This window comes from Algibacter sp. YIN40 (genome assembly GCF_057219435.1).
Genome location: NZ_JBXVVC010000001.1, coordinates 710,870 through 735,899 on the forward strand (window position 1 = coordinate 710,870; position 25,030 = coordinate 735,899).

The following is a 25,030-nucleotide window of genomic DNA, read 5'->3' on the forward strand; positions in this document are numbered from 1 at the left end:
ACTTTTCAATTTTAATTGAAGTCTAAATCATCAGGAATTTCTTCATCACCAGAATCATCAATTATTTTAGTTCCTCCCTTTGAGCAATCAACATTAATAGAGAGTTCTGTAGGTTCTATAAATTGATCTGTTGATATTCCTAATTCCTCATCACCATAACAACTCCTCATGTAAATAGCCCAAATTGGCAATGCCATTGCTGCCCCTTGCCCATAAGTAATACTGGCAAAGTGTGCTGCTCTGTCTTCGGCTCCTACCCACACACCAGTTACTAGGTTTGGAACCATACCCATAAACCATCCATCACTTTGATTCTGTGTTGTTCCTGTTTTTCCAGCAATTGGATTTGTGAATTCATACGGATAGCCCGTAATAATTTCGCGATAATCTGCTCTGTAGGCATCTGCCCCTTTTGTTCTTAAACGAGCTCCAGATCCATATTGGGTAACCCCTTCTAATAGTTTAACGGTAACATAGGCTGTTTCTTCGCTTAATACATCTTTGGTTTCAGGAGTAAACTGATATAAAATAGTCCCGTTTTTATCTTGAATACTAGTAACCATAACTGGCTTGGTATATACACCTTGATTTGCGAATGTAGAATAGGCACCAACCATTTCGTAAACACTTAAATCAGGTGTTCCTAAAGCTATAGAAGGAACTGGAAGTAATTCAGATTCTACACCTAATTTTTTTGCTAAATCAACGACAGTTTGTGGACCAACCTTATCAATTAATCTCGCAGTTACAGTATTTACAGAATTTGCCAATGCATTTTTAAGAGTTCTTGTGCCGCCATAATCATGATTTGAATTTTTTGGACACCATTCTTTAGGGTTGCCATATTTATCCGCTTCTATACAAAATGGCGTATCTGGATATTCATCGCATGGCGATGCGTGCAATTGGTCTATCGCAGCCGCATATACCAATGGCTTAAAAGTAGAACCAATTTGGCGCTTTCCTTGTTTTACCATATCGTATTGAAAATGTCTATAATTCATTCCTCCAACCCAGGCTTTAACATGACCTGTTTGCGGATCCATCGACATCATGCCTGTTCTTAAAAAAGATTTATAATAACGCATCGAATCGATTGGCTTCATGATGGTATCAATCTCTGAAGGGAATCCATCTTTCCATTCGAAAACAGACATTTTTATAGGCTTATAAAATGATTTCTCTATTTCTTCATTAGGTTTTTTTAAATCATATTTCATATGACGCCAACGTTCAGACTGTCGCATAGAGCGCAACAAAAGGGTGTCAATTGCCCCAGTTGTTAAATCTAAAAAAGGTGCAGTTGGATTTCTTTTAGGTGTATTTTGGTGAAAAAACTCCGTTTGCAACCGAGGCATGTGCTGTTGCACAGCATCCTCGGCATATTGTTGCATACGCGAATCTATTGTGGTATAAACTTTTAAGCCATCGCTATTAATATTGTACTTAGTGCCATCAGGTTTTGGGTTCTCTCTTATCCAATCTTTCATAAAAGCTCGTAAATACTCTCTAAAATAGGTGGCTATCCCTTCTCGATGAGACTCAGGCGTATAACGCAAATCTAACTCGGTATCTTGAAGTGAATCCTTCTCTTTTTCAGAAATGTAGCCATACTTTTCCATTTGTGCTAATACAACATTGCGTCTGTTTTTAACACCTACAGGGTTTCGTCTTGGATTATACAAAGCGGAATTTTTAAACATCCCAACTAACATTGCCGATTCCTTTAAATCTAATTTATTTGGTTCTTTACCAAAATAAATACGAGATGCGCTTCTAATACCATCAGCATTATTTAAAAAATCGTAAATATTAAAATACTGTGCTATAATTTCTTCTTTCGTATATTGACGCTCTAAACGTGTGGCAATAATCCATTCTTTAAACTTTTGGGTGATTCTTCCCAATGTCTTTTGTGAATGTTCACCGACAAATAGTTGTCTAGCCAATTGTTGTGAAATGGTACTTGCCCCTCCTTTGCTTCCTAAAAAAACAAATGCCCTTAGGGTGCCTCTACCATCAATTCCAGCATGATCGTGATATCTTGCGTCTTCAGTAGCTATTAGAGCATCTACTAAGTGTTGAGGTAATTCAGCATAATCAATAGGTGTTCTATTATCATTGAAATAAAATTTCCCTAATGTCTGTCCGTCTGAAGAAATAATTTCAGTAGCTAAATTCGTTTTTGGGTTTTCTAAAATAGTATGATCAGGCATCTCACCAAACGCCCCCCAAGAAGCAAGTAAAAATATTAACACAACTAAAAGAATTCCTCCTAAAAACAACATCCAAAACCAACGGATGTACTTTGAAAAATTCTGAATAACTTTTGTTTTTTTCTTTATTACTTTTGCCATGTACTTAATCTATATAATACATCTCGATACTATTTTGCTTACACAAAATTACTCGATGTGACATTTTAGTTATTATTTATACTTTCTATTCTAAACCCAATATCTGTTACTCCTTCAAGCTCTATAATCCCATTTACTTTTCCATTTTCTCTCATAGCATGTTGAATATTAACAGTATATTCTCCTGATTCTTCAAATATAACTTGCTCTTTATACCATAGCTTATTCTCTTTTACATCTGTAAAGCCAGAACCTAGTAATTTACCTGTAGGATCTGCCATTCTATACTCTAAAGTATCCTTTATAGTTTTTCCATGAGGAAAAACCATTTCAACAATTAAAAATAAGTTATTGTACTTGTAAGTATTGGTATTTCTTAAATTAACAAACAGATTATACGGATTAATTGAGTCTGGCGGAATAATTTTAAAACTTGTTATGGAGTCTTTATGCCACGAATCTGGGACAGATTTATATTCATCGAAAGCGCGATTAGAATCGCATGAAACAGCTAGAACCAAAAATATTAGAAAAAACAAGAATACACTATTTCGAGGCATTTTTACTATTTTTGAGGTTTTTTTCGGTTGTTTCTATTTTTATTAGATCTGTTCCTATTATTTTTACGTTTCTTATGATGTTTTGGACTATCGAAGCGTGTTAAACTATCTTGACCTACAACGTTTTCAAATTCAGTTTTAGTGTCTTCTAAAAGGTCTGATGCGTATTCTTCTAAGCTTGACACCTTTTTCTTATTCTTATTAATAGCTATAATTTCATTCGCTTGTTTAGTCGTAATCTTATGCCAATTCATCCATTCCCCTTCATAGGCATACCACATATGTCCTTTGAAAATATCTGTTTTTTGACATACTGCAGTTCCTTTCTCTGTTTGTAATTTAATATCTGTTTTAGGAAATTCCTTAAGAGCATCTAAATAGGTGTCGAGCTCATAATTTAAACAACATTTAAGTTTGCCGCATTGACCTGCTAATTTCTGTGGGTTTAGAGATAGTTGTTGGTATCGCGCCGCTGAAGTGCTTACCGAACGAAAATCAGTCAACCATGTGGAGCAACATAATTCGCGCCCGCAAGATCCAATACCCCCTAACCTTGAAGCTTCTTGACGAAAACCAACTTGTTTCATTTCTATACGCGTTCTAAACTCGCGAGCGAATACTTTAATAAGCTCTCGGAAATCTACACGTTCTTCAGCAGTATAATAAAAAGTTGCTTTGCTAGCATCTCCTTGAAATTCAATATCTGAAATTTTCATTTGCAATTTCAAATCGATTGCAAATTGTCGCGCCCTCACCTTCATAGGTTCCTCTTTGTCACGAGCTGCTGACCAAATATCAATGTCTTTTTGACTTGCCTTACGATATATCTTTAAAATATCTTCTCCTTCTGGAGCAATATTCTTGCGTTTCATTTGAACTCGAACAAGTTCGCCTGCCAAGGTAACCATACCAATATCATGTCCAGATTTAGCTTGTGTAGCAACTATCTCGCCAATACTAAGTGTTAAGTTCTCAAGGTTTTTGTAGTAATGTTTTCTTCCGTTCTTAAAACGAACTTCAACCCAATCAAAAGGCTTCTCTCCATTTGGTAAGGACATATTTGCAAGCCAATCGAAAACAGTTAATTTATTGCAACTATCTGTCCCGCAAGTGCCATTATTTTTGCATCCTTTAGGTTGACCGTCTTTAGTTGAGCAACTAGCGCAAGCCATATATTTTATATATTGAATTCGTTAATAATTAATAATTATTACGAATGAAGGTTAATAATTAATTGTTTCTCGCTTAAAATTAGTTACTTATAACAAATCTGTGAGACACAACTTCTTGAGGTAAAGATAAGATTATTATACAGACTTAAAAACAAAGTTTTTTAAGAAAATTTACAGCTAATAATTGCCTTATTTCTTCTTTAAAACATCAAAAATATTTCTCAAATCCTTTTTGTATGGCAAGTGGTCGGCACGTCCTTTTTTAAAGATATCATTACTATTACCCTGTCCTTTACGCAATGCTTTTTGTTTTTCATAAGGCAATTCGTGTATTTCTTTGCAATTAGTCGAACAGCAATTACTCATTTCTACTTTGCATGAATCACACTGGATGAATAATAAATGACACGCATCGTTTGCGCAATTTGTATGTATATCAAAAGATTCTCCACATTGATGACATTGAGCTATCACATCATCACTTATTTTCTCTGCCCTACGCTCATCAAACACAAAATTCTTACCTAAAAATTTGTTCTCTAGATTCTCTTCTTTTATTTGACGTGTATATTCAATAATCCCACCTTCTAGTTGATATACATTTTTAAACCCTTTATGCTTGAAATAAGCACTTGCTTTTTCACAACGAATACCTCCTGTACAATACATAACCAGTTTTTTATCCTCCTTATGCTCTTTTAAATCATCTTCTATAATATCTAAAGACTCTCTAAAGGTATCTACATCTGGTGTAACGGCATTTTTAAAACGACCTATTTCGCTTTCATAGTGATTACGCATGTCTACCAAAACAGTATTTTCGTCTTCAATAAGCTCATTAAACTTTAAAGCACCAACATGAACACCTTTGTTTGTTACATCAAATGTGCTATCATTTAAACCATCTGCTACTATTTTGTTTCGAACTTTTACTTTTAATTTCAGAAAGGACATGTTATCTTGCTCGATAGCAATATTCAATCGGATACCATTTAAAAAACCTATAGTATCTAAATGTGCTTTGAATTCATTAAATCTATCTGCAGGTAAAGACAGTTGTCCATTAATTCCTTCTTGAGCCACATAAATTCGCCCTAAAACATCTAATTTATCCCAAACGATAAATAATAGGTCTCTAAATTCTTGCGGATTGCCAATTTTGGCATATTGATAAAAAGAAAGTGTTAATCGGTCCTTTCCGGCCTTTTCGATTAATTCTGCTCTTTCTTTTGCGCTTAGTTTATTGTACAGTTGCATGCTATACTAATTTATAAGGTTAAAGAATATTTTAAGCTGTAAAAGTACAATAATTTTGGAAAGTGATTTTAATAATTACGGCTCGGAATAATTCATAAAAAAAGCGCTTCAGTAAACTTAAAACGCTTTTTATTGACTAATCCTTGGTTAATATATTTTTAAAATTTCTTAAAAACTATACCTCAGATTAACCACCATCGGCTTTACAATTACTATTTATAAAAACGGTAATTGAAACACCTAATGTTGATATTAAAATTGTTTGTTTGAAAAATTTCATTTTTCTTTCATCTTCGTGTTTTAGTAAATTACTATAAGTAAGATGTAATTGGCATAACCAGAAAATTCAGTAAAAAAGAAGCTCTGGTTATGCTCATTTCACAGCAAAAATTTTCCTCTTCATTTAATAGATGCAATTTGTAGAAAAAGGTTGCGTCATAAAATTGTATTGTGATAAAAGTTGTAGTATTTTAGCAAGCATAACTTCAGAAAAAAACATATAAATGAGTGAAAAAGAAGCAAAGTTAAAAGCGCTTAAGCTTACTTTGGATAAGCTAGATAAGGCTTACGGAAAAGGTACTGTTATGAAAATGAGTGATGCGGCTATTGAAGACGTAGATGCCATTTCTTCTGGATCTCTAGGGTTAGATATTGCATTAGGCGTTGGTGGTTACCCAAGAGGGCGTGTTACAGAAATATATGGACCAGAATCTTCTGGAAAAACTACATTAACATTGCATGCAATTGCTGAAGCTCAAAAAGCTGGAGGCATTGCTGCATTTATTGATGCCGAACATGCTTTCGATAGGTTTTATGCTGAAAAATTAGGAGTTGATATTGATAATTTAATTATTTCTCAACCAGACAATGGCGAGCAAGCTCTTGAGATTACCGATAATTTAATTCGCTCTGGTGCCATAGATATTGTTGTAATCGATTCTGTCGCAGCTTTAACACCAAAAAGTGAAATTGAAGGAGAAATGGGCGATTCTAAAATGGGCCTGCATGCACGCTTGATGTCTCAGGCACTAAGGAAGCTTACAGGTTCTATTAGTAAAACAAATTGTACCGTAATTTTTATTAATCAATTACGTGAAAAAATTGGTGTTATGTTTGGAAACCCCGAAACCACTACTGGTGGTAACGCGTTAAAATTCTATGCTTCTGTTAGGTTAGATATTAGACGTTCTACACAAATTAAAGATAGCAATGGATCTGTTTTAGGGAACAAAACCCGAGTTAAAGTAGTTAAAAACAAAGTGGCTCCACCATTTAAAATGGCAGAATTCGACATAATGTATGGCGAAGGTGTAAGTAAAGTTGGAGAGGTATTAGATATTGCCGTTGAACACGAAATAGTTAAAAAAAGTGGCTCCTGGTTTAGCTATCAAGACACCAAACTAGGACAAGGTCGAGATGCTGTAAAATCTATAATAAAAGATAATCCCGAGTTACTCGACGAACTAGAGGAAAAGATAAAGGCCTCCTTAAAAGGAGTTGAAGCTTAAAAAAAATCCCGATAATTCGGGATTTTTTGTTTTTAATACGCAACCTTATAGAAGTATCATCATCTAAAGAGTACATATAATAATTATACCAAAGGAAATTATAATGAAAAAACTACTGTTCTTTCTTATTATAGTTATTGTTTCATCGTGTAGTTTAGGTAACGATTCTCAAAGTTCGTTTTTCGAAATCCTACCTATAGAACATGTTGTTTTACCAAATGAATTTATCAAAGGTGAAACCTATGAAATATTTATGACATACATTCGCCCTAATAATTGCCATTCTTTTAATGACATCTATTATGAAGCTGAAACAAATATTAGAAAAGTAGCGATTGTTAGTGAGGTTTTTGATAATTCAAATTGTGATGAAATAAGTTTAGAATTAGAAGTGTCTTTTGATTTTAAAGCGGTTTCAACAGGAGAGATCGTTTTTAAATTCTGGAAAGGTAAAGATGTAAATGAAAATGATCAGTATTTAGAAGTTATCGTCCCAATTATAGATTAAATTTTGGTGTTAATTAATACGTGTTTAATTTGGGTTTAAAACAACTCGTAGATAATTGTAAAAATAATGATACTAAAGCGCAAAGTGAACTTTATAAACTCTTCTCGAGTAAATTGTTTTCTATTTGCTTAAAGTATTCAAGAAATCATGCAGAAGCACAAGATAATCTGCAAGATGCCTTTGTGACTATTTTTAACAAAATATCACAATTTAATAATAAGGGTTCTTTGGAAGGTTGGTTAAAGAGGGTAACAATAAATACCGCATTGCAATGCTATCGAAATAAAGGCGTCTTTGATATTATAAATGAAGACGCTATAGAAGATGTTATTTTAGAAGTTGAAGATGACATATCAATAGATTATCTCTTAAAAATCATACAAGAGCTACCAGATAGATACCGATTAGTATTTAATCTTTATGTTTTAGATGGCTATTCACATAAAGAAATTGCAGACATGTTAAAAATAAATATTGGAACCTCTAAATCCAACCTAGCTAGGGCTAGGCAAATTTTAAAACAAAAAATTGAAAAATACAAAGCAATAATAGTTTCGCTAACATATAATGAGTAATAAAAAACATATAGATAGACTATATCAGGAGAAATTCAAAGACTTTGAAGTTATTCCTGATGATATAACTTGGAACAACATAAAATCAAGACTAAACAAAAAGAAAAAGAGAAGGATTATCCCTATTTGGTGGCGATATGCTGGTATTGCGGCATTATTTCTTATTCTTGTTACTGGTGGTAGTTTGTTTTTTGAAAACAATAATGTTCAACCTACAAATCAAGTTGTTGATTCTAATGTTGATTCTAATGTTGATTCTAATGTTGATTCTAATGTTGATTCTAATATACAAAAGAGTACTACTGAAAATAACTTAAATAAAACCAAAAACACAGATAATCAATTAAAAAGTAAGTCGAAAAAAGAAAAAAAATCAAATTCTTTATTCAACGATTCACCTTTTGAAAATGTGATTGCTTCAACAACTATAGAAGAAAAGGCAGCAATTGATAAAACAATAAATAGTTTTAATAAAGATTCACAATCTTTATTAAATAATTCATCTCAAAATAATACAATAGAAAAATCTTTACCAATTGTAATTAACCCCGAGGACAAAAACAGCTCAAGAATAAAAACCGCATCTAATAATCCAAGCGATTTAATAAATGTATCAGATAAAAAAATAGGTCTTGAAAATAAAGAAAACTCTAATTCAAATTTCGCAAGTAATGACTTACAGGTTGCTGATTCAGATAATGAGATTTTGAAAGAAATCGAATCTCTAAGTTTAACGGAACAAATTGAAAAAAATAAGGATTTAATTGAAAAAGAGAAATCCAAAAACAGGTGGAGCGTCACTCCTAACGTTGCACCTGTTTATTACAATTCTTTTGGAACCGGTTCTCATATAGATGATCAATTCATTAACAATTCTAAAAGTGGTGAACTTAATACTAGTTATGGAATTAATGTCTCTTATGCTTTAAATGATAATCTTAAAATCCGGGCTGGAGTCCATAATGTTGCTTTGAGTTATGACACCAACAATGTTATTTTATTTCAAAATATTACTAATAGTATTTCATCAAATCAATTAAGAAATTCAAGCCAGCTTAAAAATATCACTTTATCTAAGAGCGCTCAAAACATTTCTGCTATAAGTTCAGAAAACATTGCAGCTCAACAACTAGGAGGTGTTCTTGGAGGCAATTTTAACGCTGCAATAAGTCAACGCATACGTTATTATGAAATTCCTCTTGAACTACAGTATGATTTGGTTAGAAAAAACAAAAGTTTTGGACTTAATATTATTGGTGGTTTCAGTACGTTTTTACTTGATAATAACGAAGTTTTTTCAGAATTTGAAGAACGAAAAACCTTTATTGGTAGAGCCAACAATATTAACGATTTGAGCTTCAGTGCTAATTTTGGTGTCGGAGTAAATTATTTCTTTTCTGAAAAATTTAAATTTAATTTAGAACCTATCTTCAAGTATCAGCTTAATGCTTATGATAACACATCTGGTGACTTTAAGCCCTATATAATAGGCTTATATACTGGTTTTAGCTTCAAGTTTTAGATCTGTCTGTAATTCTTTTAAAATAATTGCCTTTGCATTATTATTTAATTCTCTAGTTTCTTCCGTTTTTAACCCCTCGGTTTCCATAAATTTATGAATCTTAACACGCATTTTCCCTGGCCCGCCACTAAAAAACGTATACGATAAGCGTTTTTTATTATCAGCAAACGTTATAGGAACAATCGGGATTTTATGATTTATAGCTAACCTAAACGCACCGTCTTTAAAGTCGTCAAGTATAACATGCTCTTCGGGCACACCTCCTTCTGGAAAAATACAAATACTTAGCCCTTGCTTTAAACGTCTTTGAGCTCTTAAAAAAACAGCCTTTCTGCTCTTTTCCGAACTTCTATCTACCAAGATACATGTACGCTTATAAAAAAAACCAAATAAAGGAATTTTAGTCAGTTCCTTTTTTCCAACAAAAACAAATGGGTTTTTAACTGAAACCAACATAAGCATAATGTCTGCCATAGAAGTATGATTAGCAATAAACATATAACTTTTGTCCTTTTCTGGATGCTCTATTCTTTCTATCCTATATCTAAAACCCATCCCTATCAAAATGAATTTAGCCCATATGCGTGCAATTTTAAAAAAGAATGGATACCAAGATTCCTTTAAAATAGAAATGAATAGAATAGGAAACAAAATAAGTATTGGTAAGGCAACTAATATATAAAACCAGATACGATATAAAGTCCAGAACAGGTGTTTTACAATTTTCATCAATCCCAAAAATAGTATTATAATTTGATTATCTTTAATTCATATTAATTTTAAACAATTTAAATTATGGGTTTACTTTATTCACTTTTAATTGGTGCCGTAGCTGGTTGGCTGGCAGGAAAACTTATGAAAGGTGGTGGTTTCGGGCTGCTTTTCAACATTATTATTGGGATAATTGGAGGTATTGTTGGTAACTGGCTTTTCTCTCAATTAAGTATTTCTTTAATGGATGGTGTTATTGGAGACATCCTTACTGGAGCCATTGGTGCTTCTGTTATTCTTTTAATTGCAGGTTTATTTAAGAAATAACCTTATTTTATTATTAAACCCTAACTATAATATTATTAAAAAGTGGCTAATGCCACTTTTTTTTTTGCCTAACTTATCTTTACATTTGCGATTAATAACAAATTTATGGCACGCATTCTTACTGGAATACAAAGTACAGGAACTCCACATTTAGGAAATATTTTAGGCGCTATTATGCCTGCAATTAAAATGGCTGAAAAACATGAGAATGATTCTTATTTATTTATAGCCAATTTACATTCGCTCACGCAAATAAAAGATGCAGAAATGCTCAAAATGAACACCTATTCTACTGCTGCAACTTGGTTAGCATTTGGATTAGATATTGAAAATAGTGTGTTTTACAGACAAAGTGATGTGCCTCAAGTAACTGAACTAACTTGGTATTTAAGTTGTTTTTTTCCATATCAGCGTTTAACATTAGCGCATAGTTTTAAGGACAAAGCCGATAGATTAGAAGATGTAAACTCTGGTTTGTTTACCTACCCGATGCTTATGGCTGCGGATATTTTACTATATGATGCAGAAATTATTCCTGTTGGAAAAGATCAAGAGCAACATATTGAAATGACGCGTGATGTCGCATCTCGCTTTCATACCAAGGTAGGAGAAACATTTGTGCTACCAAAGGCAGATATACAAAAAGATACGATGCTAATTCCTGGCACTGATGGTGAAAAAATGAGCAAAAGTAAAGGGAACACAATTAATATATTTTTGGATGATAAAAAATTACGAAAACAAATTATGACAATCCAAACAGACAGCACGCCTCTTGACGAACCTAAAGATTGGGCTAGTTGTAACTGCTTTGCGATTTATAGTTTATTAGCTGATGATGTTAAAATTGAAACTATGAAAGCAAATTATGAAAAGGGTGGTTATGGCTATGGGCACGCAAAACAGGCTTTGTTTGAATTAATAGTCGAGAAGTTTGCTTCTGAACGTGAGAAATATAACTATTATATGAATAACCTCAACGAAGTTGATAAGGCGCTTACTTTAGGTGCAAACAAAGCAAAATTAGTTGCAAACGAGGTGCTACAAAGAGTTAGAGGAAAGGTTGGATATTAAAAAATTACTACACAAGCTCAAATAACTTGCCGGGTAAAGGCCTAACAACACCTTTTAATTCCATTGTTAACAATATACTAGCCACTTTAAAAATTGGCAGATTACAATTAATAGCAATAACATCCAATTGTTGTTTCTCGTTTTCTTTTAAATAATTATAAATTACTTTTTCAGGCGTATCAAGCTCAACAAATAATTGCTTTTGAACTGACTGTTTTTCTTGCTCTTCCAGCTGCCAATTCAACATATAAGGAATATCCAAAGGCGTAGTAAGCATGTGTGCTTTTTGGTGTTTTATTAAATTATTGCATCCTATACTTTGACTGTCTGTTATGCGACCTGGTAAAGCGAAAACATCTCGATTGTATGAATTTGCTATATCTGCAGTTACTAAGCTCCCGCCTTTTTCAGCAGATTCAATTACAATAGTAGCTTCACTTAAACCTGCTATAATTCTGTTTCTTTTTAAAAAATTATTTCTATCAAAATTATCAATACTCCAAAAATCGGTTAAAAAGCCACCGTTTTTCTCAACATCAGTCATATACTTTTTATGAACTTTGGGATAAATTTGGTTTAATCCATGTGCTAAACAACCTATAGTCTGCAGGTTATTTTTAATAGCTACTTTATGCGCTGTAATATCAGTTCCATAAGCAAACCCAGAAACAATTACTGGATTGTATGGCGCCAAAGTTTCAACTAAACGCTCACAGGTTGCTATACCATTAGTTGTTATTTTTCTTGTTCCAACAATGCTAATTATATGCCTGTTTTTTAAATTAATATTTCCAACTTCAAATAATAAAATAGGAGCATCTATGCAATGCTTTAATTTGTTGGGATAATTTTCATCTTGAAAATAAGAAACTTTGATGTTATTACTTGAGATAAATTCTATTTCCTTTTCAGCTTCCTTTAGATGATTTGCATTTAGCAAATCTTTTAAGATAACACTACCAATCCCATCAATTTTAACCAACGCTTGCTTCTTTTCTTTAAAAACAGCTTCTGATGATCCACAATGCGAAATAAGTCTTTTTGCAAGAATATCTCCAATATTTGGAACATGCTGCAGCGCTAAAGTATATAGTAAATTGGTTTCAGTCATTTATCTTTATTTTTCACTTACAAGAAAAGAATTTTTAGACTGTTAATAAATACTTCTATCTAAATTTTATTCGCATGTATATTTTTTTAACTTTGTTTTCATGCAATTAGAAACCTACATTAGCGATTTACTTTTCAGATACGAATGTGTTACTATTCCTAACTTTGGAGCGTTTTTAACAAGACGTATTTCTGCTACTATTGAAGATTCATCGAATGCGTTTTATCCGCCAAAAAAAATGATTTCTTTCAATGAGCAAATTCAAAAAAATGATGGGTTACTAGCTCATTATATTGCTGATATTGAAAAAATCCCTTTTGAAGTTGCTAACAAGAAAATTGATAAGCGTGTTAAAATTTTAAAAGCCTATTTAACACAAGGTGAAACGCTTACATTTAAAAACATTGGAGATATTGTATTTAATAAAGATGGTAAGATTTTATTCGACCCTTCATATCATCTTAATTACTTAACCGATTCTTTCGGTTTATCTAAGTTTGAGTCTCCAATTATTACTAGAGAAGTTTATAAAGAAACGGCTGAAGCGATTGAAAAGGTTGTTCCTATATCTGTTACTCCTGAAAAACGCAAGGCAAGACCTTATTTAAAATACGCAGCTGTTGCCTTAATTGCATTAACCCTTGGTGGTTTTGGAGCTTCTAATTACTATGTTAGTCAGATTGAAAGTCATAATCGATTAGCTCAAGAACAAGCAAATCAACAACTTGAAACCAGAATACAGGAAGCGACATTTAGTTTAAACCCAATTCCTGCCATTACATTAAATGTTACTAAACAGACCGGAAATTATCATATAGTCGCTGGCGCTTTTAGAATTGAAGAAAACTGTGATAAAAAAATTGACCAACTAAAAGTAGATGGCTATACAGCGAGAAAAATTGGCGCTAATAAATATGGGTTACACCAAGTAGTTTATGCAAGTTATGAAAATCGGATTGATGCATTAAAAGCGCTTCGGAAAATTAAAAACACTCATAATCAAGATGCTTGGTTAATGATTCAAGATTTGAATAAAGCTAAACCGAATAATAACCTTAATAAAACAGCAACACTTAGAACGGAGGAATTTTCAAGTAGCAATATAATTTCCAACCCAGGAAAAGAAAGCTTAATGAATGAAGGCGATTTTACTAATACACACAACCCAAATATTATTCCAATAATAAAAGGCGTAGATAACTTGGAAAGTGGTTTTTATTCAATAGTTGGCACTTTTTCAAATGTTTCGGAAAAAGACATTTTCTTAAATGAATTAGCTTCAAAAGGGCATTCTAAAATTGACTTTTTCTTTGACGAAGACAGCCAAAAATATTTCGTGTATAACAAAAAATTTACAACCATAGAGCAAGCTAAAGAAGCATTTACTTCAAAAAGAAATTCAAAAGTTACAGATAAAATTTCCCTAGTAAAGGTTGAAAAATAATAGTTTCTCCTTTTAATTTTTCACTATTATTTTACTTCTTAAATCCTTAAAAGGGTAGTACCTTTGTGCCATCTTTAAAAAAGAAAGCATGAAAGCAAAAACGCCATCTCAATCAAAAACCATTATGACCGATATGGTTTTACCAAGCGAAACTAATCCAATTAATAATTTATTTGGTGGAGAATTACTTGCGCGTATGGATCGAGCTGCGAGTATTGCTGCAAGACGTCACAGTAGACGTATTGTTGTTACGGCCTCTGTTAACCACGTAGCGTTTAATAGAGCAGTGCCTCTAGGAAGTGTTGTAACTGTTGAAGCTAAGGTGTCTCGTGCTTTCAAAACATCTATGGAGATTTTTATTGATGTATGGATGGAAGATCGAGAATCTGGAGCTAAAACAAAAGCCAATGAAGCCATTTACACTTTTGTTGCTGTAGATGAAACAGGTCGTCCTATAGTAGTCCCTGAAGTCCTTCCCGAATCTGATTTAGAAAAAGAGCGTTATGATGCTGCGTTAAGAAGAAAACAATTAAGCTTACTTTTAGCTGGAAAAATAAAACCCAACGAAGCAGTTGAATTAAAGGCTTTATTTGAATAATTAAACTTTTTCATCAAAATTAGGTCTTATAGTAAACCCCTAAATTTTATGCTATGAGAACTTGTTTAATTTTATTTTCTACAATTTGCCTTATTAGCCTTTCATCTTGTGCTACACATGTTACTACAAGGCCAGCCAATGTAACTGTTATAAAAACAACTCCTAGGCATTACAAAATTGTAAAAGTTAAAGGCAAAAAATACTATTTCTGGAATGGTAAACATTACAAAAAAACGCGTAGAGGCTTTTTTGCGGTAAGAGTTTAATTAATTACTCCAAAATGAGATCCTGAAACAGGTTGAGGGCGGCGCCTTGTGTCACATTTTATATATCCAAGATGAAGGATTTTGAGTGGTACTTTCTTTTGAAACAACAAAACTTAAAATAGATTCGCCGGTAGACCTATTAGTAAAAACCTCCCCAATTTCTTGTTTTGTAGTAACCTTATCACCTTCTTTTACATACACTTTAGATAGGTTTTTATATGTGGTTATGTAATTACCATGTCGAATCATTACGAGTGGATTTACATTTTTCATGGTTATTATACCTATCACTTCACCATTAAAAACAGCACGTACTTTAGCACCTTTTTCTGTAGCTATACGTACCCCATTGCTCTTAATGGTTAAGGATTTATTTATAGGATGTGGCTGTGCACCATAGCGTACTTTAATAAAACCTTTTTCTACTGGCCAAGGCAGTTTTCCTTTATTCGCTATAAAATTAGAGGCTAGTATTTTTTCTTCAGCAGTTAACGCAAAACTTGCAGCCGTTACAGATTTTCCAGCTTTTTCATTAGATCGTGCTATAGCTGCTTTAATTATTTTTTCAATCTCTCTGTCTATTTTATTAGCCTCACGTTGTTTTGACCTTATTTGAGCAGTGTATTTGTTTATATTTGACTTAATGGATTTCATTAAATCTTGATGTTGCACCCTAGCTGATTCTAGTGATTTTTGAGTTATTCTATTATCTGCAATAAGTTTCTTTTTATCATCCTTCTGTTTTAATAAACTTGTATTTATATCTTGAAGTTCTAAAGTTTTATTTTTTATCGATTCTCCTTGTTGCTTTTGATAATTTGTGTATTGTTTTATGTATTGAAGTCGTTTATAAGCTTGTTTAAAATCGTTTGAAGACAACAAAAACATAACGCGACTTTGTGTGTTCTTGCTTTTATATGATTTTACAATCATTGCTGCATAATCTGCCTTAAGTTGCTTTAGTTCATCACGAAGTGAGCTTATTTTTTTTTGATTGGAGTTAATTTCTCTAGTTAAATGATTCGCCTGTTGATTTGTTACTTTTATAAGATTATTAAGAACGCTAATCTTATAATTAAAGTCTTCAATTAGAGACAATTGCGATTTCTCTTTCGATTTATTTTCGGCTTGCAATTCATTTATCTTCTGAATTTCTCTACGTAATTCTTGTCTTCTATTTTCTAATTGTTGTTGCTTATTATTTTGCGAAAACAATAAGGCAGTAAATAGTAAAAAAATAAATAGAGGAAGTTTAAATATGTACTTATGTTTAGTCATTAAAGCTTTATTTCATCATATCCCGAAGGAATTTTAAAAGGAAATCTTAATTTTTCGTTTAATGATACACCTTTGAACTCTAAATCCATAACCATTTCATCGTTCGCTTCAACTGCAATCACTTTTATACGTTCTGGCAACACTTGTTTATCTACTTCTTGATGCGCTAAATAGTCAATTTGCAAATGTCTAAATTCATTAGGTTGTGATATTTGTTGCGATTTAATTTTGAAATGAGAAGGGTTTAATAAGTAGAATATTTCAAATAATTCTAATTGGTTTTTTGGTTGAAGTGCATATGATTTTTCATGGATAGAAACTTTATAGGGTTCTTCTTTTAAATTAAACAAAGCCTCGCCAATTAATAAATTTTGAACCTTTTTAAAATCTAATTCGGTTCCCAACAACTCGCTTAAATAAGCATAATCTCCCTCAAAAAAAGTGTTATCTAGTTTATTGTAAAAACTTACTTTTTCTGGTGTAATAAGTGCTTTAACAACTGAAATAGGTGTAGACATAAGCAATATTTTCTTATCTTTCTCTAATCTCATGTTAACGGTATAACCTTTAACTTTTTCTCCTTCAACAATATCAATCTTTACGCGGGATGCTAGCGTATTGAATTCTGGGGCTTTCTTTGCATTCTCTCTAATGACTTGCTTTGCCGACAAATCATAATTAGCTTCGCCAGAGCCAATTGTTTTAGACGATTTACAGCCAACCAAAAATAGACTCGAGACGATTAATATAGATAAATAGTTTTTCAAAAAAATATTTTTTAATTAGATGTCTGCAATTGTTTAGCTTTATCACTAAACGCTTTTGCCTTGGTCGTATTGTTTAATAAGGTATATGCCTTACTTAATTGTGTGTAAAAATCGCTTTCCATTTTAGTGTCATCAATAATGTAATCTAAACCTTCTTCAAGAATTTCTGAAGCTTCTTTTGGACTGTTCAATTCATTTAAAGCAACGCCATTTATTAAATAAAATAATGGTTGTGATGGATATTTTAAAAGCGCATTGGAACTTTGACTTTTAGCAGATTCAAAATCTTTTAAGTCTATTTTTAATAATAATATATTTCTTAAAACCTGAAAATTATCTGGTTCCAAATTATATGCATTCTCAAAATAAGTAAGTGCTTTAGTTTTATCTCCTTTTACTAAATAATACTGCCCTAATTCTACCATAGACTTTTTATCATTCCCGTTTGAAACTAATGCTGTTGCTTCTAGTAAATCGGGTTCAAACTGAGGGCTTTCTTTTACAAATTTTACAAAATCTGATAACACTTTAAGCTTAGCGTCCGGTTTTATTTTTGTGCTTTTCAAAACAATTTTCATAGATTCTATTGCCTTTTCTGGAGCATTATCATCTAAATAAAATTTATAAAGTGCTAGATGAACTAATTGAGAATTTGGATTTATTTCAAGTAATTCTTTTGCCGTTTTAAACGCCTTCTCTTTCTGATTGTTCTCACTATATCTGAAAATAAGAGCTAAATAATTAGACTCTTTATTCGGATTAGTATCTACCCTTTTTTCTAAATTTTTAATTTGATCTTTTTTACGCCCAGTTGCCTCATAAATTCTATTTCGCATCGCATCGCGAGATAGAGAAACACCTAGCTTTGTGTCTAATTCATCCAATAACACAAGTGCATCGTCATACTTTTTAATTCTGATGTAAAGCGATGCCAAATCTTCCTTATAATCGGGATGATATTGAACTAGTTGCTTAACCGTTTTTATTGCTTTATCATATTCGTTCTGTTCTGCATAAAAGCCATACAGCTCGTCTAAAAACCATTCGTTATCTGGTTCCTTATTAACTGCTTTTTTTAGAGCATCTTCAGCAGCTCCAAAATTTTTAAGTTTAAAATAATTTTTTCCCAACTCGAAGTACAAAACAGCCAGGGAATCGTCCAGATCTATGCATTTTAATAACGCTTCAACAGAACGACCATAGTTTTCAATTCCCTTTTGTTTCAGCGCTTCATAAAAATGTTCTTGAAATTTATCTTCAACAACGCCTAAATCATCGTCTGGTCTTTTATTAAAATCTACCTGCGCATAATTTACCTTTGGGATAATAAATAGCCCAATAAGAAAAGTAAATATGTATAGTTCTTTCTTAGTCATTTAATTTATTAGCGAGTAAATCTTCAACAACATCAAACTTATTAATTACTTCTATTTTATCGCATGCCAGTCGCATTAAATCTCTATGTTTATTCGCTTCTTGAGGTAATTCTCCTCCAGAAGCAGCTTCGAATTTATCTTTATTTGGCCATTGCGCATAAGCTATATATTCGAATGATGATTTTTTATGCAGTCTAGACCCTAGACTTCCATGATATTTATATATCAAACTTGTTAACCCTTTCCAAGAATCCATAAATTGTTTTTCATGATTTTTCTTTACAACAAAAAGATACATTACAATATGCATATTGGCCAATAATTTAATTTATGTGATACCCAATGATGTTTCACACAATATGTTTTCAAATATTATTCCAAAGTTGAGTAATCACCAATACTTACTGAAGTATAATTACCATCATACTTTACGTGATTACCAATCATTGCTTGGTCTAAATTAGCATTTTTAATAGTAGTATGACTTTGTATTAAGCTATTTTTAACGATTGAATCTTCAATGGTTGTATTATTTCCTATGGAAACATGAGGCCCCACGGTTGTGTTTTTTAAAGTAACGTTTTCACCCAGAAAACACGGTTTTATTATGCTTGCATTGTCAAGCTTTACAGAAGATGCTACCAATTGCTCTTCTCCATCGTCATTTAAAAAACCCAACATTCTTTGATTGGTTTCAATGGTAATTGCCTTATTCCCGCAATCCATCCACTCATCAACTCTACCTGTTTTAAAAACCTTCCCTTCTGCCATCATGCGTTTAATACCATCGTTAATTTGATATTCACCACCATTCATAACGTTTTCATCAAGAATTTCTTGTAGTTTTCCTTTTAAGACTGCAACATCTTTAAAGTAATAAATACCTATCACGGCTTGGTCACTTACAAAGGTTTTTGGTTTTTCCACAAGTTCTACAATTTCACCATTTGTATTTAATTTAACCACTCCATAAGCTTCTGGATTGTCGACTTGTTTTGTCCAAATAACACTATCTGCAACAGGATCTAAATCAAACTCAGCGCGAATCAACGTGTCTGCATAGGCTATTACTGCTGGACCTGATAATGAAGGTTTTGCGCACATAATTGCGTGCCCAGTCCCTAATGGTTTGTCTTGACGATAAATAGACGCTTTTGCTCCTAAGTCCGTAGCTAATTTTTCTAGACTAGAAACTACATCATCGCCAAACCATGCTGGATCGCCTAAAACAAATGCAATTTCTTCAATTGGTTGTTTTAATACTTTGGCTATATCTTTTACAAGTCTATGAACAATCGGTTGTCCAGCTACTGGGATCAATGGTTTTGGCACTGTTAAACTATGTGGGCGTAAACGAGAGCCTCGCCCTGCCATTGGTACTATTATTTTCATTTTTTAAAGTTAAATTGTTTATTTGGTTCCCGTACTTCCAAAACCTCCAGCACCTCGATCAGTATCAGATAATATTTCAACCTGTTCCCATTCTGCCCGTTCATGTTTTGCAATGACCAATTGCGCAATACGCTCACCACTATTTATAATAAAATCTTCATTTGAAAGATTTACTAGAATAACTCCTATTTCACCTCTATAATCAGCGTCAATAGTTCCTGGTGCATTGAGGACCGTGATTCCTTTTTTAGCAGCCAAACCACTTCTAGGGCGAACTTGGGCTTCTATTCCTATAGGAAGTTCTATAAATAGCCCTGTGCCTACAATACTACGTTCTAATGGTTTTAAAATTCTTGATTCTGATATATTCGCTCGTAAATCCATTCCTGCCGAAGCTATGGTTTCATAGTGTGGTAAATCGTGATTGGATTTGTTTATTATTTTAATTTGCATTTTTTCTAATTAATAATTGCTTTATTGCTTTCTGTTCAAGAAAATATACTAGTCCCAAAAATACAACTAACAAAGATATTCCTATAATATATTCCTCTCTATATCGGTAAAATGACACTAAAGAAAATGACGCTGACACTAATAAATAGAGTCCTATTTTTTTTAGATTATAAGGTATTGGGTAATATTTTCTTCCGAAGTAATATGATAGTCCCATCATAATTGCATAGGCAACTAAAGTTGCCACAGCTGATGCTTTATAACTATACTCGCTAATAAACGCAAAATTGATTACCAGAGTAATTATTGCCCCTACAATCGAAATATACATGCCATATTTTGTCCGGTCTGTAATTTTATACCACACCGAGAGGTTGTGATAAATTCCTAAACAAAAATTAGCCATAAGAATAATAGGAACCACCCACATAGCTTCCCAATAGGCTTCGCTTCTAACAATAATTGGTTTTAAAACATCTGCAAAAACAACTACTGCTAGCAAAATAATCGAACCAAAAGCCACAAAAAACTCTAATATTCTAGCATAATTTTTTTGTGGATTATCACTTTTAGCATGACTAAAAAAATAAGGTTCAATTCCCAAACGATATGCCGTAGCGAACAAAGTCATAAATAAGGCTATTTTGTAGCATGCAGAATACATTCCTATATCTGTTTCGGCAATATTAGCGGGCAGCAATTCTTTTAAAAGAATTCGATCAAACGTTTCGTTAATTGAAAACGCAACTCCAGCTATTAAAACTGGAAATGCATAGCGAAACATCTTTTTCCATAAAATTTTACTAAATACATACTTAATTTTAGCATAAAACGGTAGCATAAATAGCAGCGTAGCGCCACTCGCAATTAGGTTCGAAATAAAAATATAACTAATTTGAAAGTCAGGTTTATATATAGAATCGAAAAAAGAAATACCCTTTGCCAAATCTTTTAATGCAAGAAGGAAAAATAGATTTAAACCCAAATTAATAGCAACATTGCAAATTTTTACAACCGCATATCGCATTGGTTTCTGAGTAGCTCTTAACCAAGCAAATGGAATAATAACTAGCGCATCTAAAAGTAAAATCCAAATAACTAAATTGATGTATTTAACATTTATATCAATATAATTAGCAATTTGATTTTGAAATATTAAAGCAATTATAAAAAACCCTAATGAAGATATTATTAATGAAATTGTAGAAGTCCCAATAACGCCTTCTTTATTTTCTTCTTTATTGAAGAATCTAAAAAAAGCAGTTTCCATTCCATAAGCTAAGACGACATTGAATAATACAAAATATGAAAATATGACTGAAACCTCACCGTACTCTGCTACAGATGACAAAACCCCTTTAGTCGTATACAGTGGTACTAACAAAAAGCTTAACATTCTAGGAAGCACAGTAGCTAAACCATAAATAAATGTTTGCTTAAAAAGATTTTTGAATGCGCTCAAGTAAGGTTGTTTTATCCAGCTAAAAATACGTTATTAGCTAACGTAAACCAAACGACCTATGGTTGATTTGAGTATTGTCTAAATTAGTTTCTTGGCGGAGTCTTTGGGTAAAACTGCGCTTCTTTTTTTATGATACCTGAAATTTTATAATATTTTGTCTTTTTTTCATCTATAAAGCTTACTACACATTCATCCTCCTTTATTTCAAATGGAATCTTTTTAGGAATTTCAGGAATAGGATTATTCACTTCGGCAAGACGGTCACTACTCATAACAATATCCTTTTTTTGATTTGTAGCTTTTTTAAAACGTCCAACGTAAAGTGATTTATTCTTTTGTTCCAACTTAACCTGTTTCCCCTGAAAATAAACACTATCTAAAACAATATTATTAGTATTCATTACAATTGGAATAAACAAATTAACTCCTGCACCACCACCTTCAATACCAGCAACCCAACTTTGATAGCTTAATTGTCCTATTTCTAAAGGAGCTTCATCTTGAAGTTTTTTAGTACTTGCGCACTGAGAAAAACTCATCATAAATACTGGTATGAATAAAAAGGATAGTTTGTTTTTTATTGGAGTCATGGCATTGCATTTAATATTATAAATATACCCTTTCCAAAATTAATGCCATAAAAAAAGCCCCACTAAAAAAGTAAGGCTTGATATTTATCGTTAGACCCTTCGACTGCACTCAGGATGACAATTTATTTTTTGTCAACTTAGTTGTTCAAAGCTTCTAATCTCTCTTTAATAATTTGGCTTTGCCTAATTATTAAGTGCTTCTGCTCCACCAACAATTTCAAGAATTTCGTTAGTAATTGAAGCTTGACGCGCTTTGTTGTACGTTAATTTAAGTTGATCTCTCAATTCAGTTGCATTATCTGTTGCTTTATGCATTGCAGTCATACGTGCTCCATGCTCACTAGCAAAGGAATCTCTAATACCTTTATACAATTGTGTTTTTAAAGACTTAGGAATTAATTGCTCAACTATTTCAACTTTTGAAGGCTCAAAAATATAATCAGTATTATTATTTGCTTCACCTTCCATAGGAACGATTGGCAAAAATTGCTCTGTCATTACTATTTGCGTTGCAGCATTTTTAAACTTGTTGTAAACGATTTCAATTTTATCAAATTCGCCAGTAATAAATTTATCCATTAACATTTCGGCAATTTCAGCAACATTATCAAAAGTTAAATCATCAAAAACTTGACTTTTATTAGCAATTACAATGTTTTGCTTTGAAAATGCATCATTAGATTTTTTACCTATTGCAACAACAGACACCTTTTTGTCTCCATACACATTACTAATTAAATTTTGTGTTTGTTTAATAATGTTTGAATTAAATGCACCACACAAACCTCTATTAGATGTGATAGGAACAATTAAAACATTGTTTACTTCTCTTTGTGTAGAAAATTTACTTCCAGAATCTGCATCTAAGGTTGCGCTTAAACTTTGTAAAAGCTCAGTTAACTTATCTGCATAGGGACGCATAGCAGTAATAGCATCTTGTGCCTTCTTCAACTTTGCAGCCGATACCATTTTCATGGCACTGGTAATCTGCATGGTAGAAGACACCGATGATATTCTGTTACGTATTTCTTTAAGATTCGCCATTCTTTATTTTTTATAAAGACTCTTCGACTACGCTCAGAGTGACATTAATTTTAAACTTTGAACTTCTTAAGCTCTATATTTCCCTGATAAATCTTTTGCTACAGCCGTTAAAGTGTCTGTAACTTCATCAGTTAATTTTCCTGCTTTCAATGTAGAAAGTACTCCTGCATGTTTAGCTTTCAAGAATTCTAAATAATCTCTTTCAAATTCTTTTACTTTTTCAACAGGCACATCTCTTAATAAGTTTTTAGATCCAGCATATATAATTGCAACTTGATCTTCTACTGTAAATGGATCGTTTTGAGCTTGTTTTAAAATCTCAACATTACGTTTTCCTTTTTCAATTACATTTAAAGTAACGGCATCTAAATCTGAACCAAATTTAGCAAACGCCTCTAACTCACGATATTGAGCTTGGTCTAATTTTAATGTTCCTGCTACCTTTTTCATTGATTTAATCTGTGCGTTACCACCAACACGAGATACCGAGATACCTACGTTAATTGCTGGACGTACACCAGAGTTAAATAAATCTCCATCTAAGAAGATTTGCCCATCTGTAATAGAAATTACGTTTGTTGGAATATATGCAGAAACATCTCCCGCTTGTGTTTCAATAATTGGTAAAGCTGTTAAAGAACCTCCACCTTTTACCAAAGGTTTTAAAGAATCTGGAAGGTCATTCATGTCCTTAGCAATTTCATCATCATTGATAACTTTTGCAGAACGCTCTAACAATCTTGAGTGTAAATAAAATACATCACCTGGATACGCTTCACGTCCCGGTGGTCTTCTTAATAATAAAGATACTTCACGATACGCTACGGCTTGTTTAGATAAATCATCATAAACAATTAATGCTGGTCTACCAGTATCTCTAAAATACTCACCAATAGCAGCACCTGCGAAAGGCGCATAAACTTGCATTGGTGCAGGATCTGATGCATTTGCAGCTACTATAGTAGTATAAGCTAATGCTCCTTTTTCTTCTAATGTTTTAGCAATTAAAGCTACTGTTGATGCTTTTTGACCAATAGCAACATATATACAAAACACAGGTTCTCCTGCATCGTAAAATTCTTTTTGATTTAAAATAGTATCAATACAAACGGCTGTTTTACCAGTCTGGCGGTCACCAATAACCAACTCACGTTGACCACGACCTACCGGAATCATCGCATCGATAGATTTAATACCTGTTTGTAATGGCTCAGTTACTGGCTCACGGAAAATAACCCCTGGTGCTTTTCGCTCTAAAGGCATTTCATAAGTTTTACCAGAAATTGGTCCTTTACCATCAATAGGACTACCTAAAGTGTCAACAACACGACCAACAATACCTTCTCCAACATTAATAGAAGCGATACGACCAGTACGTTTTACCGTAGAACCTTCTCTAACACCTACAGAAGGGCCTAACAATACAATACCTACGTTATCTTCTTCCAGATTTAGTACAATACCTTCTAATCCACCTTCGAATTCTACTAACTCGCCATATTGCGCATTAGCTAATCCGTAAGCACGTACAATACCATCACCTACAGTTAATACAGTTCCTACCTCATCTAATGAAGCACTTGCTTCAAAACCTGAAAGTTGTTTTTTTAAGATTGCTGATATTTCAGCTGGTTTTACTTCTGCCATCTCTATTTAGTATTTAGACCCTTCGACTGCG

The 25,030-nt window shown here is 32.6% G+C and carries 25 protein-coding genes; 9 read left to right on the top strand and 16 right to left on the bottom strand.

The features are described 5' to 3' along the window. Nucleotides 1-11: 11 nt before the first annotated feature. The 4 genes from AC2D6V_RS03475 to trhO form a co-directional block, all read right to left on the bottom strand. The gene (locus AC2D6V_RS03475; protein WP_484646656.1) at nt 12-2,357 is read right to left on the bottom strand and encodes a penicillin-binding protein 1A; all 2,346 of its coding nucleotides are present in this window, start codon (nt 2,355-2,357) and stop codon (nt 12-14) included. 65 nt (nt 2,358-2,422) lie between these two features. Next, nucleotides 2,423-2,917: a gliding motility lipoprotein GldH gene (locus tag AC2D6V_RS03480; protein ID WP_484646657.1), complete on the bottom strand. Its 495-nt coding sequence runs from the start codon at nt 2,915-2,917 to the stop codon at nt 2,423-2,425. Between the two features lie 5 nt (nt 2,918-2,922). Beyond that, nucleotides 2,923-4,089 carry a PSP1 domain-containing protein gene (locus AC2D6V_RS03485; protein WP_484646658.1) on the bottom strand — a complete coding sequence of 389 codons (1,167 nt, stop codon included), beginning with the start codon at nt 4,087-4,089 and terminating at the stop codon, nt 2,923-2,925. 189 nt (nt 4,090-4,278) lie between these two features. Next, nucleotides 4,279-5,346, bottom strand: coding sequence for an oxygen-dependent tRNA uridine(34) hydroxylase TrhO (gene trhO / locus AC2D6V_RS03490; protein WP_484646659.1), 1,068 nt, complete (start codon nt 5,344-5,346; stop codon nt 4,279-4,281). Nucleotides 5,347-5,849: 503 nt separating this feature from the next. On the opposite strand from trhO, the gene recA reads away from it, so the two are divergent. The 4 genes from recA to AC2D6V_RS03510 all read left to right on the top strand — a co-directional run bounded on the left by recA (nt 5,850) and on the right by AC2D6V_RS03510 (nt 9,459). Continuing rightward, entirely contained in the window at nt 5,850-6,854 is a 1,005-nt protein-coding gene (gene recA / locus AC2D6V_RS03495; protein ID WP_484646660.1) for a recombinase RecA, read from the top strand. A gap of 103 nt (nt 6,855-6,957) precedes the next feature. Next, nucleotides 6,958-7,362, top strand: coding sequence for a hypothetical protein (locus tag AC2D6V_RS03500; protein ID WP_484646662.1), 405 nt, complete (start codon nt 6,958-6,960; stop codon nt 7,360-7,362). Between the two features lie 29 nt (nt 7,363-7,391). After that, the gene (locus AC2D6V_RS03505; protein ID WP_484646663.1) at nt 7,392-7,937 is read left to right on the top strand and encodes an RNA polymerase sigma factor; all 546 of its coding nucleotides are present in this window, start codon (nt 7,392-7,394) and stop codon (nt 7,935-7,937) included. Beyond that, the gene (locus AC2D6V_RS03510; RefSeq protein WP_484646664.1) at nt 7,930-9,459 is read left to right on the top strand and encodes a hypothetical protein; all 1,530 of its coding nucleotides are present in this window, start codon (nt 7,930-7,932) and stop codon (nt 9,457-9,459) included. Before AC2D6V_RS03505 ends, AC2D6V_RS03510 begins: the two co-directional genes overlap by 8 nt. Here AC2D6V_RS03510 and AC2D6V_RS03515 read toward each other — a convergent pair. After that, nucleotides 9,430-10,188 (bottom strand): lysophospholipid acyltransferase family protein, encoded by a 759-nt coding sequence (locus tag AC2D6V_RS03515; RefSeq protein WP_484646665.1) that lies wholly within the window; start codon nt 10,186-10,188, stop codon nt 9,430-9,432. The genes AC2D6V_RS03510 and AC2D6V_RS03515 overlap by 30 nt on opposite strands. A gap of 66 nt (nt 10,189-10,254) precedes the next feature. On the opposite strand from AC2D6V_RS03515, the gene AC2D6V_RS03520 reads away from it, so the two are divergent. Both AC2D6V_RS03520 and trpS read left to right on the top strand, forming a co-directional pair. Then, nucleotides 10,255-10,497, top strand: a complete 243-nt coding sequence (locus AC2D6V_RS03520) for a GlsB/YeaQ/YmgE family stress response membrane protein (protein ID WP_298237147.1) — start codon at nt 10,255-10,257, stop codon at nt 10,495-10,497. Between the two features lie 105 nt (nt 10,498-10,602). After that, entirely contained in the window at nt 10,603-11,571 is a 969-nt protein-coding gene (gene trpS, locus AC2D6V_RS03525) for a tryptophan--tRNA ligase (RefSeq protein ID WP_484646666.1), read from the top strand. A gap of 7 nt (nt 11,572-11,578) precedes the next feature. Here the strand turns inward: trpS and dprA are convergent, their stop codons facing one another. Further along, nucleotides 11,579-12,682, bottom strand: a complete 1,104-nt coding sequence (dprA, locus tag AC2D6V_RS03530) for a DNA-processing protein DprA (RefSeq protein WP_484646667.1) — start codon at nt 12,680-12,682, stop codon at nt 11,579-11,581. 100 nt (nt 12,683-12,782) lie between these two features. On the opposite strand from dprA, the gene AC2D6V_RS03535 reads away from it, so the two are divergent. The 3 genes from AC2D6V_RS03535 (at nt 12,783) to AC2D6V_RS03545 (ending at nt 14,990) form a co-directional block, all read left to right on the top strand. Continuing rightward, nucleotides 12,783-14,126, top strand: a complete 1,344-nt coding sequence (locus AC2D6V_RS03535) for an HU domain-containing protein (RefSeq protein ID WP_484646668.1) — start codon at nt 12,783-12,785, stop codon at nt 14,124-14,126. A gap of 88 nt (nt 14,127-14,214) precedes the next feature. Next, on the top strand, nt 14,215-14,724 hold the full coding sequence (locus AC2D6V_RS03540; RefSeq protein ID WP_484646669.1) for an acyl-CoA thioesterase: 510 nt from the start codon (nt 14,215-14,217) through the stop codon (nt 14,722-14,724). Between the two features lie 53 nt (nt 14,725-14,777). Further along, nucleotides 14,778-14,990 carry a DUF6515 family protein gene (locus tag AC2D6V_RS03545; RefSeq protein ID WP_484646670.1) on the top strand — a complete coding sequence of 71 codons (213 nt, stop codon included), beginning with the start codon at nt 14,778-14,780 and terminating at the stop codon, nt 14,988-14,990. A 51-nt stretch (nt 14,991-15,041) separates the two neighbouring features. On the opposite strand, the gene AC2D6V_RS03550 is transcribed toward AC2D6V_RS03545, so the two are convergent. From AC2D6V_RS03550 to atpA, 10 genes are all read right to left on the bottom strand, one after another. After that, nucleotides 15,042-16,268, bottom strand: a complete 1,227-nt coding sequence (locus AC2D6V_RS03550; RefSeq protein WP_484646671.1) for a murein hydrolase activator EnvC family protein — start codon at nt 16,266-16,268, stop codon at nt 15,042-15,044. Then, nucleotides 16,268-17,035 (bottom strand): lipoprotein insertase outer membrane protein LolB1, encoded by a 768-nt coding sequence (gene lolB1 / locus AC2D6V_RS03555; protein ID WP_484646672.1) that lies wholly within the window; start codon nt 17,033-17,035, stop codon nt 16,268-16,270. The genes AC2D6V_RS03550 and lolB1 overlap by 1 nt, the downstream gene beginning before the upstream one ends. Before the next feature lie 11 nt (nt 17,036-17,046). Continuing rightward, on the bottom strand, nt 17,047-18,411 hold the full coding sequence (locus AC2D6V_RS03560; protein ID WP_484646673.1) for a tetratricopeptide repeat protein: 1,365 nt from the start codon (nt 18,409-18,411) through the stop codon (nt 17,047-17,049). Then, nucleotides 18,404-18,721 (bottom strand): antibiotic biosynthesis monooxygenase family protein, encoded by a 318-nt coding sequence (locus AC2D6V_RS03565; RefSeq protein WP_484646674.1) that lies wholly within the window; start codon nt 18,719-18,721, stop codon nt 18,404-18,406. The genes AC2D6V_RS03560 and AC2D6V_RS03565 overlap by 8 nt, the downstream gene beginning before the upstream one ends. Nucleotides 18,722-18,783: 62 nt before the next feature. Beyond that, nucleotides 18,784-19,803, bottom strand: coding sequence for a sugar nucleotidyltransferase (locus tag AC2D6V_RS03570; RefSeq protein WP_484646675.1), 1,020 nt, complete (start codon nt 19,801-19,803; stop codon nt 18,784-18,786). An 18-nt stretch (nt 19,804-19,821) separates the two neighbouring features. Continuing rightward, nucleotides 19,822-20,256, bottom strand: a complete 435-nt coding sequence (gene dut, locus AC2D6V_RS03575; protein WP_484646676.1) for a dUTP diphosphatase — start codon at nt 20,254-20,256, stop codon at nt 19,822-19,824. Further along, entirely contained in the window at nt 20,246-21,718 is a 1,473-nt protein-coding gene (locus AC2D6V_RS03580; protein ID WP_484646677.1) for an oligosaccharide flippase family protein, read from the bottom strand. Before AC2D6V_RS03580 ends, dut begins: the two co-directional genes overlap by 11 nt. 83 nt (nt 21,719-21,801) lie before the next feature. Then, nucleotides 21,802-22,308, bottom strand: a complete 507-nt coding sequence (locus AC2D6V_RS03585) for a hypothetical protein (RefSeq protein ID WP_484646678.1) — start codon at nt 22,306-22,308, stop codon at nt 21,802-21,804. A 183-nt stretch (nt 22,309-22,491) separates the two neighbouring features. Next, nucleotides 22,492-23,352, bottom strand: coding sequence for an ATP synthase F1 subunit gamma (gene atpG / locus AC2D6V_RS03590; protein WP_484646679.1), 861 nt, complete (start codon nt 23,350-23,352; stop codon nt 22,492-22,494). A 66-nt stretch (nt 23,353-23,418) separates the two neighbouring features. Then, complete coding sequence (gene atpA, locus AC2D6V_RS03595) at nt 23,419-24,999, bottom strand: F0F1 ATP synthase subunit alpha (RefSeq protein WP_484646680.1); 1,581 nt, start codon at nt 24,997-24,999, stop codon at nt 23,419-23,421. Nucleotides 25,000-25,030 lie beyond the last annotated feature (31 nt).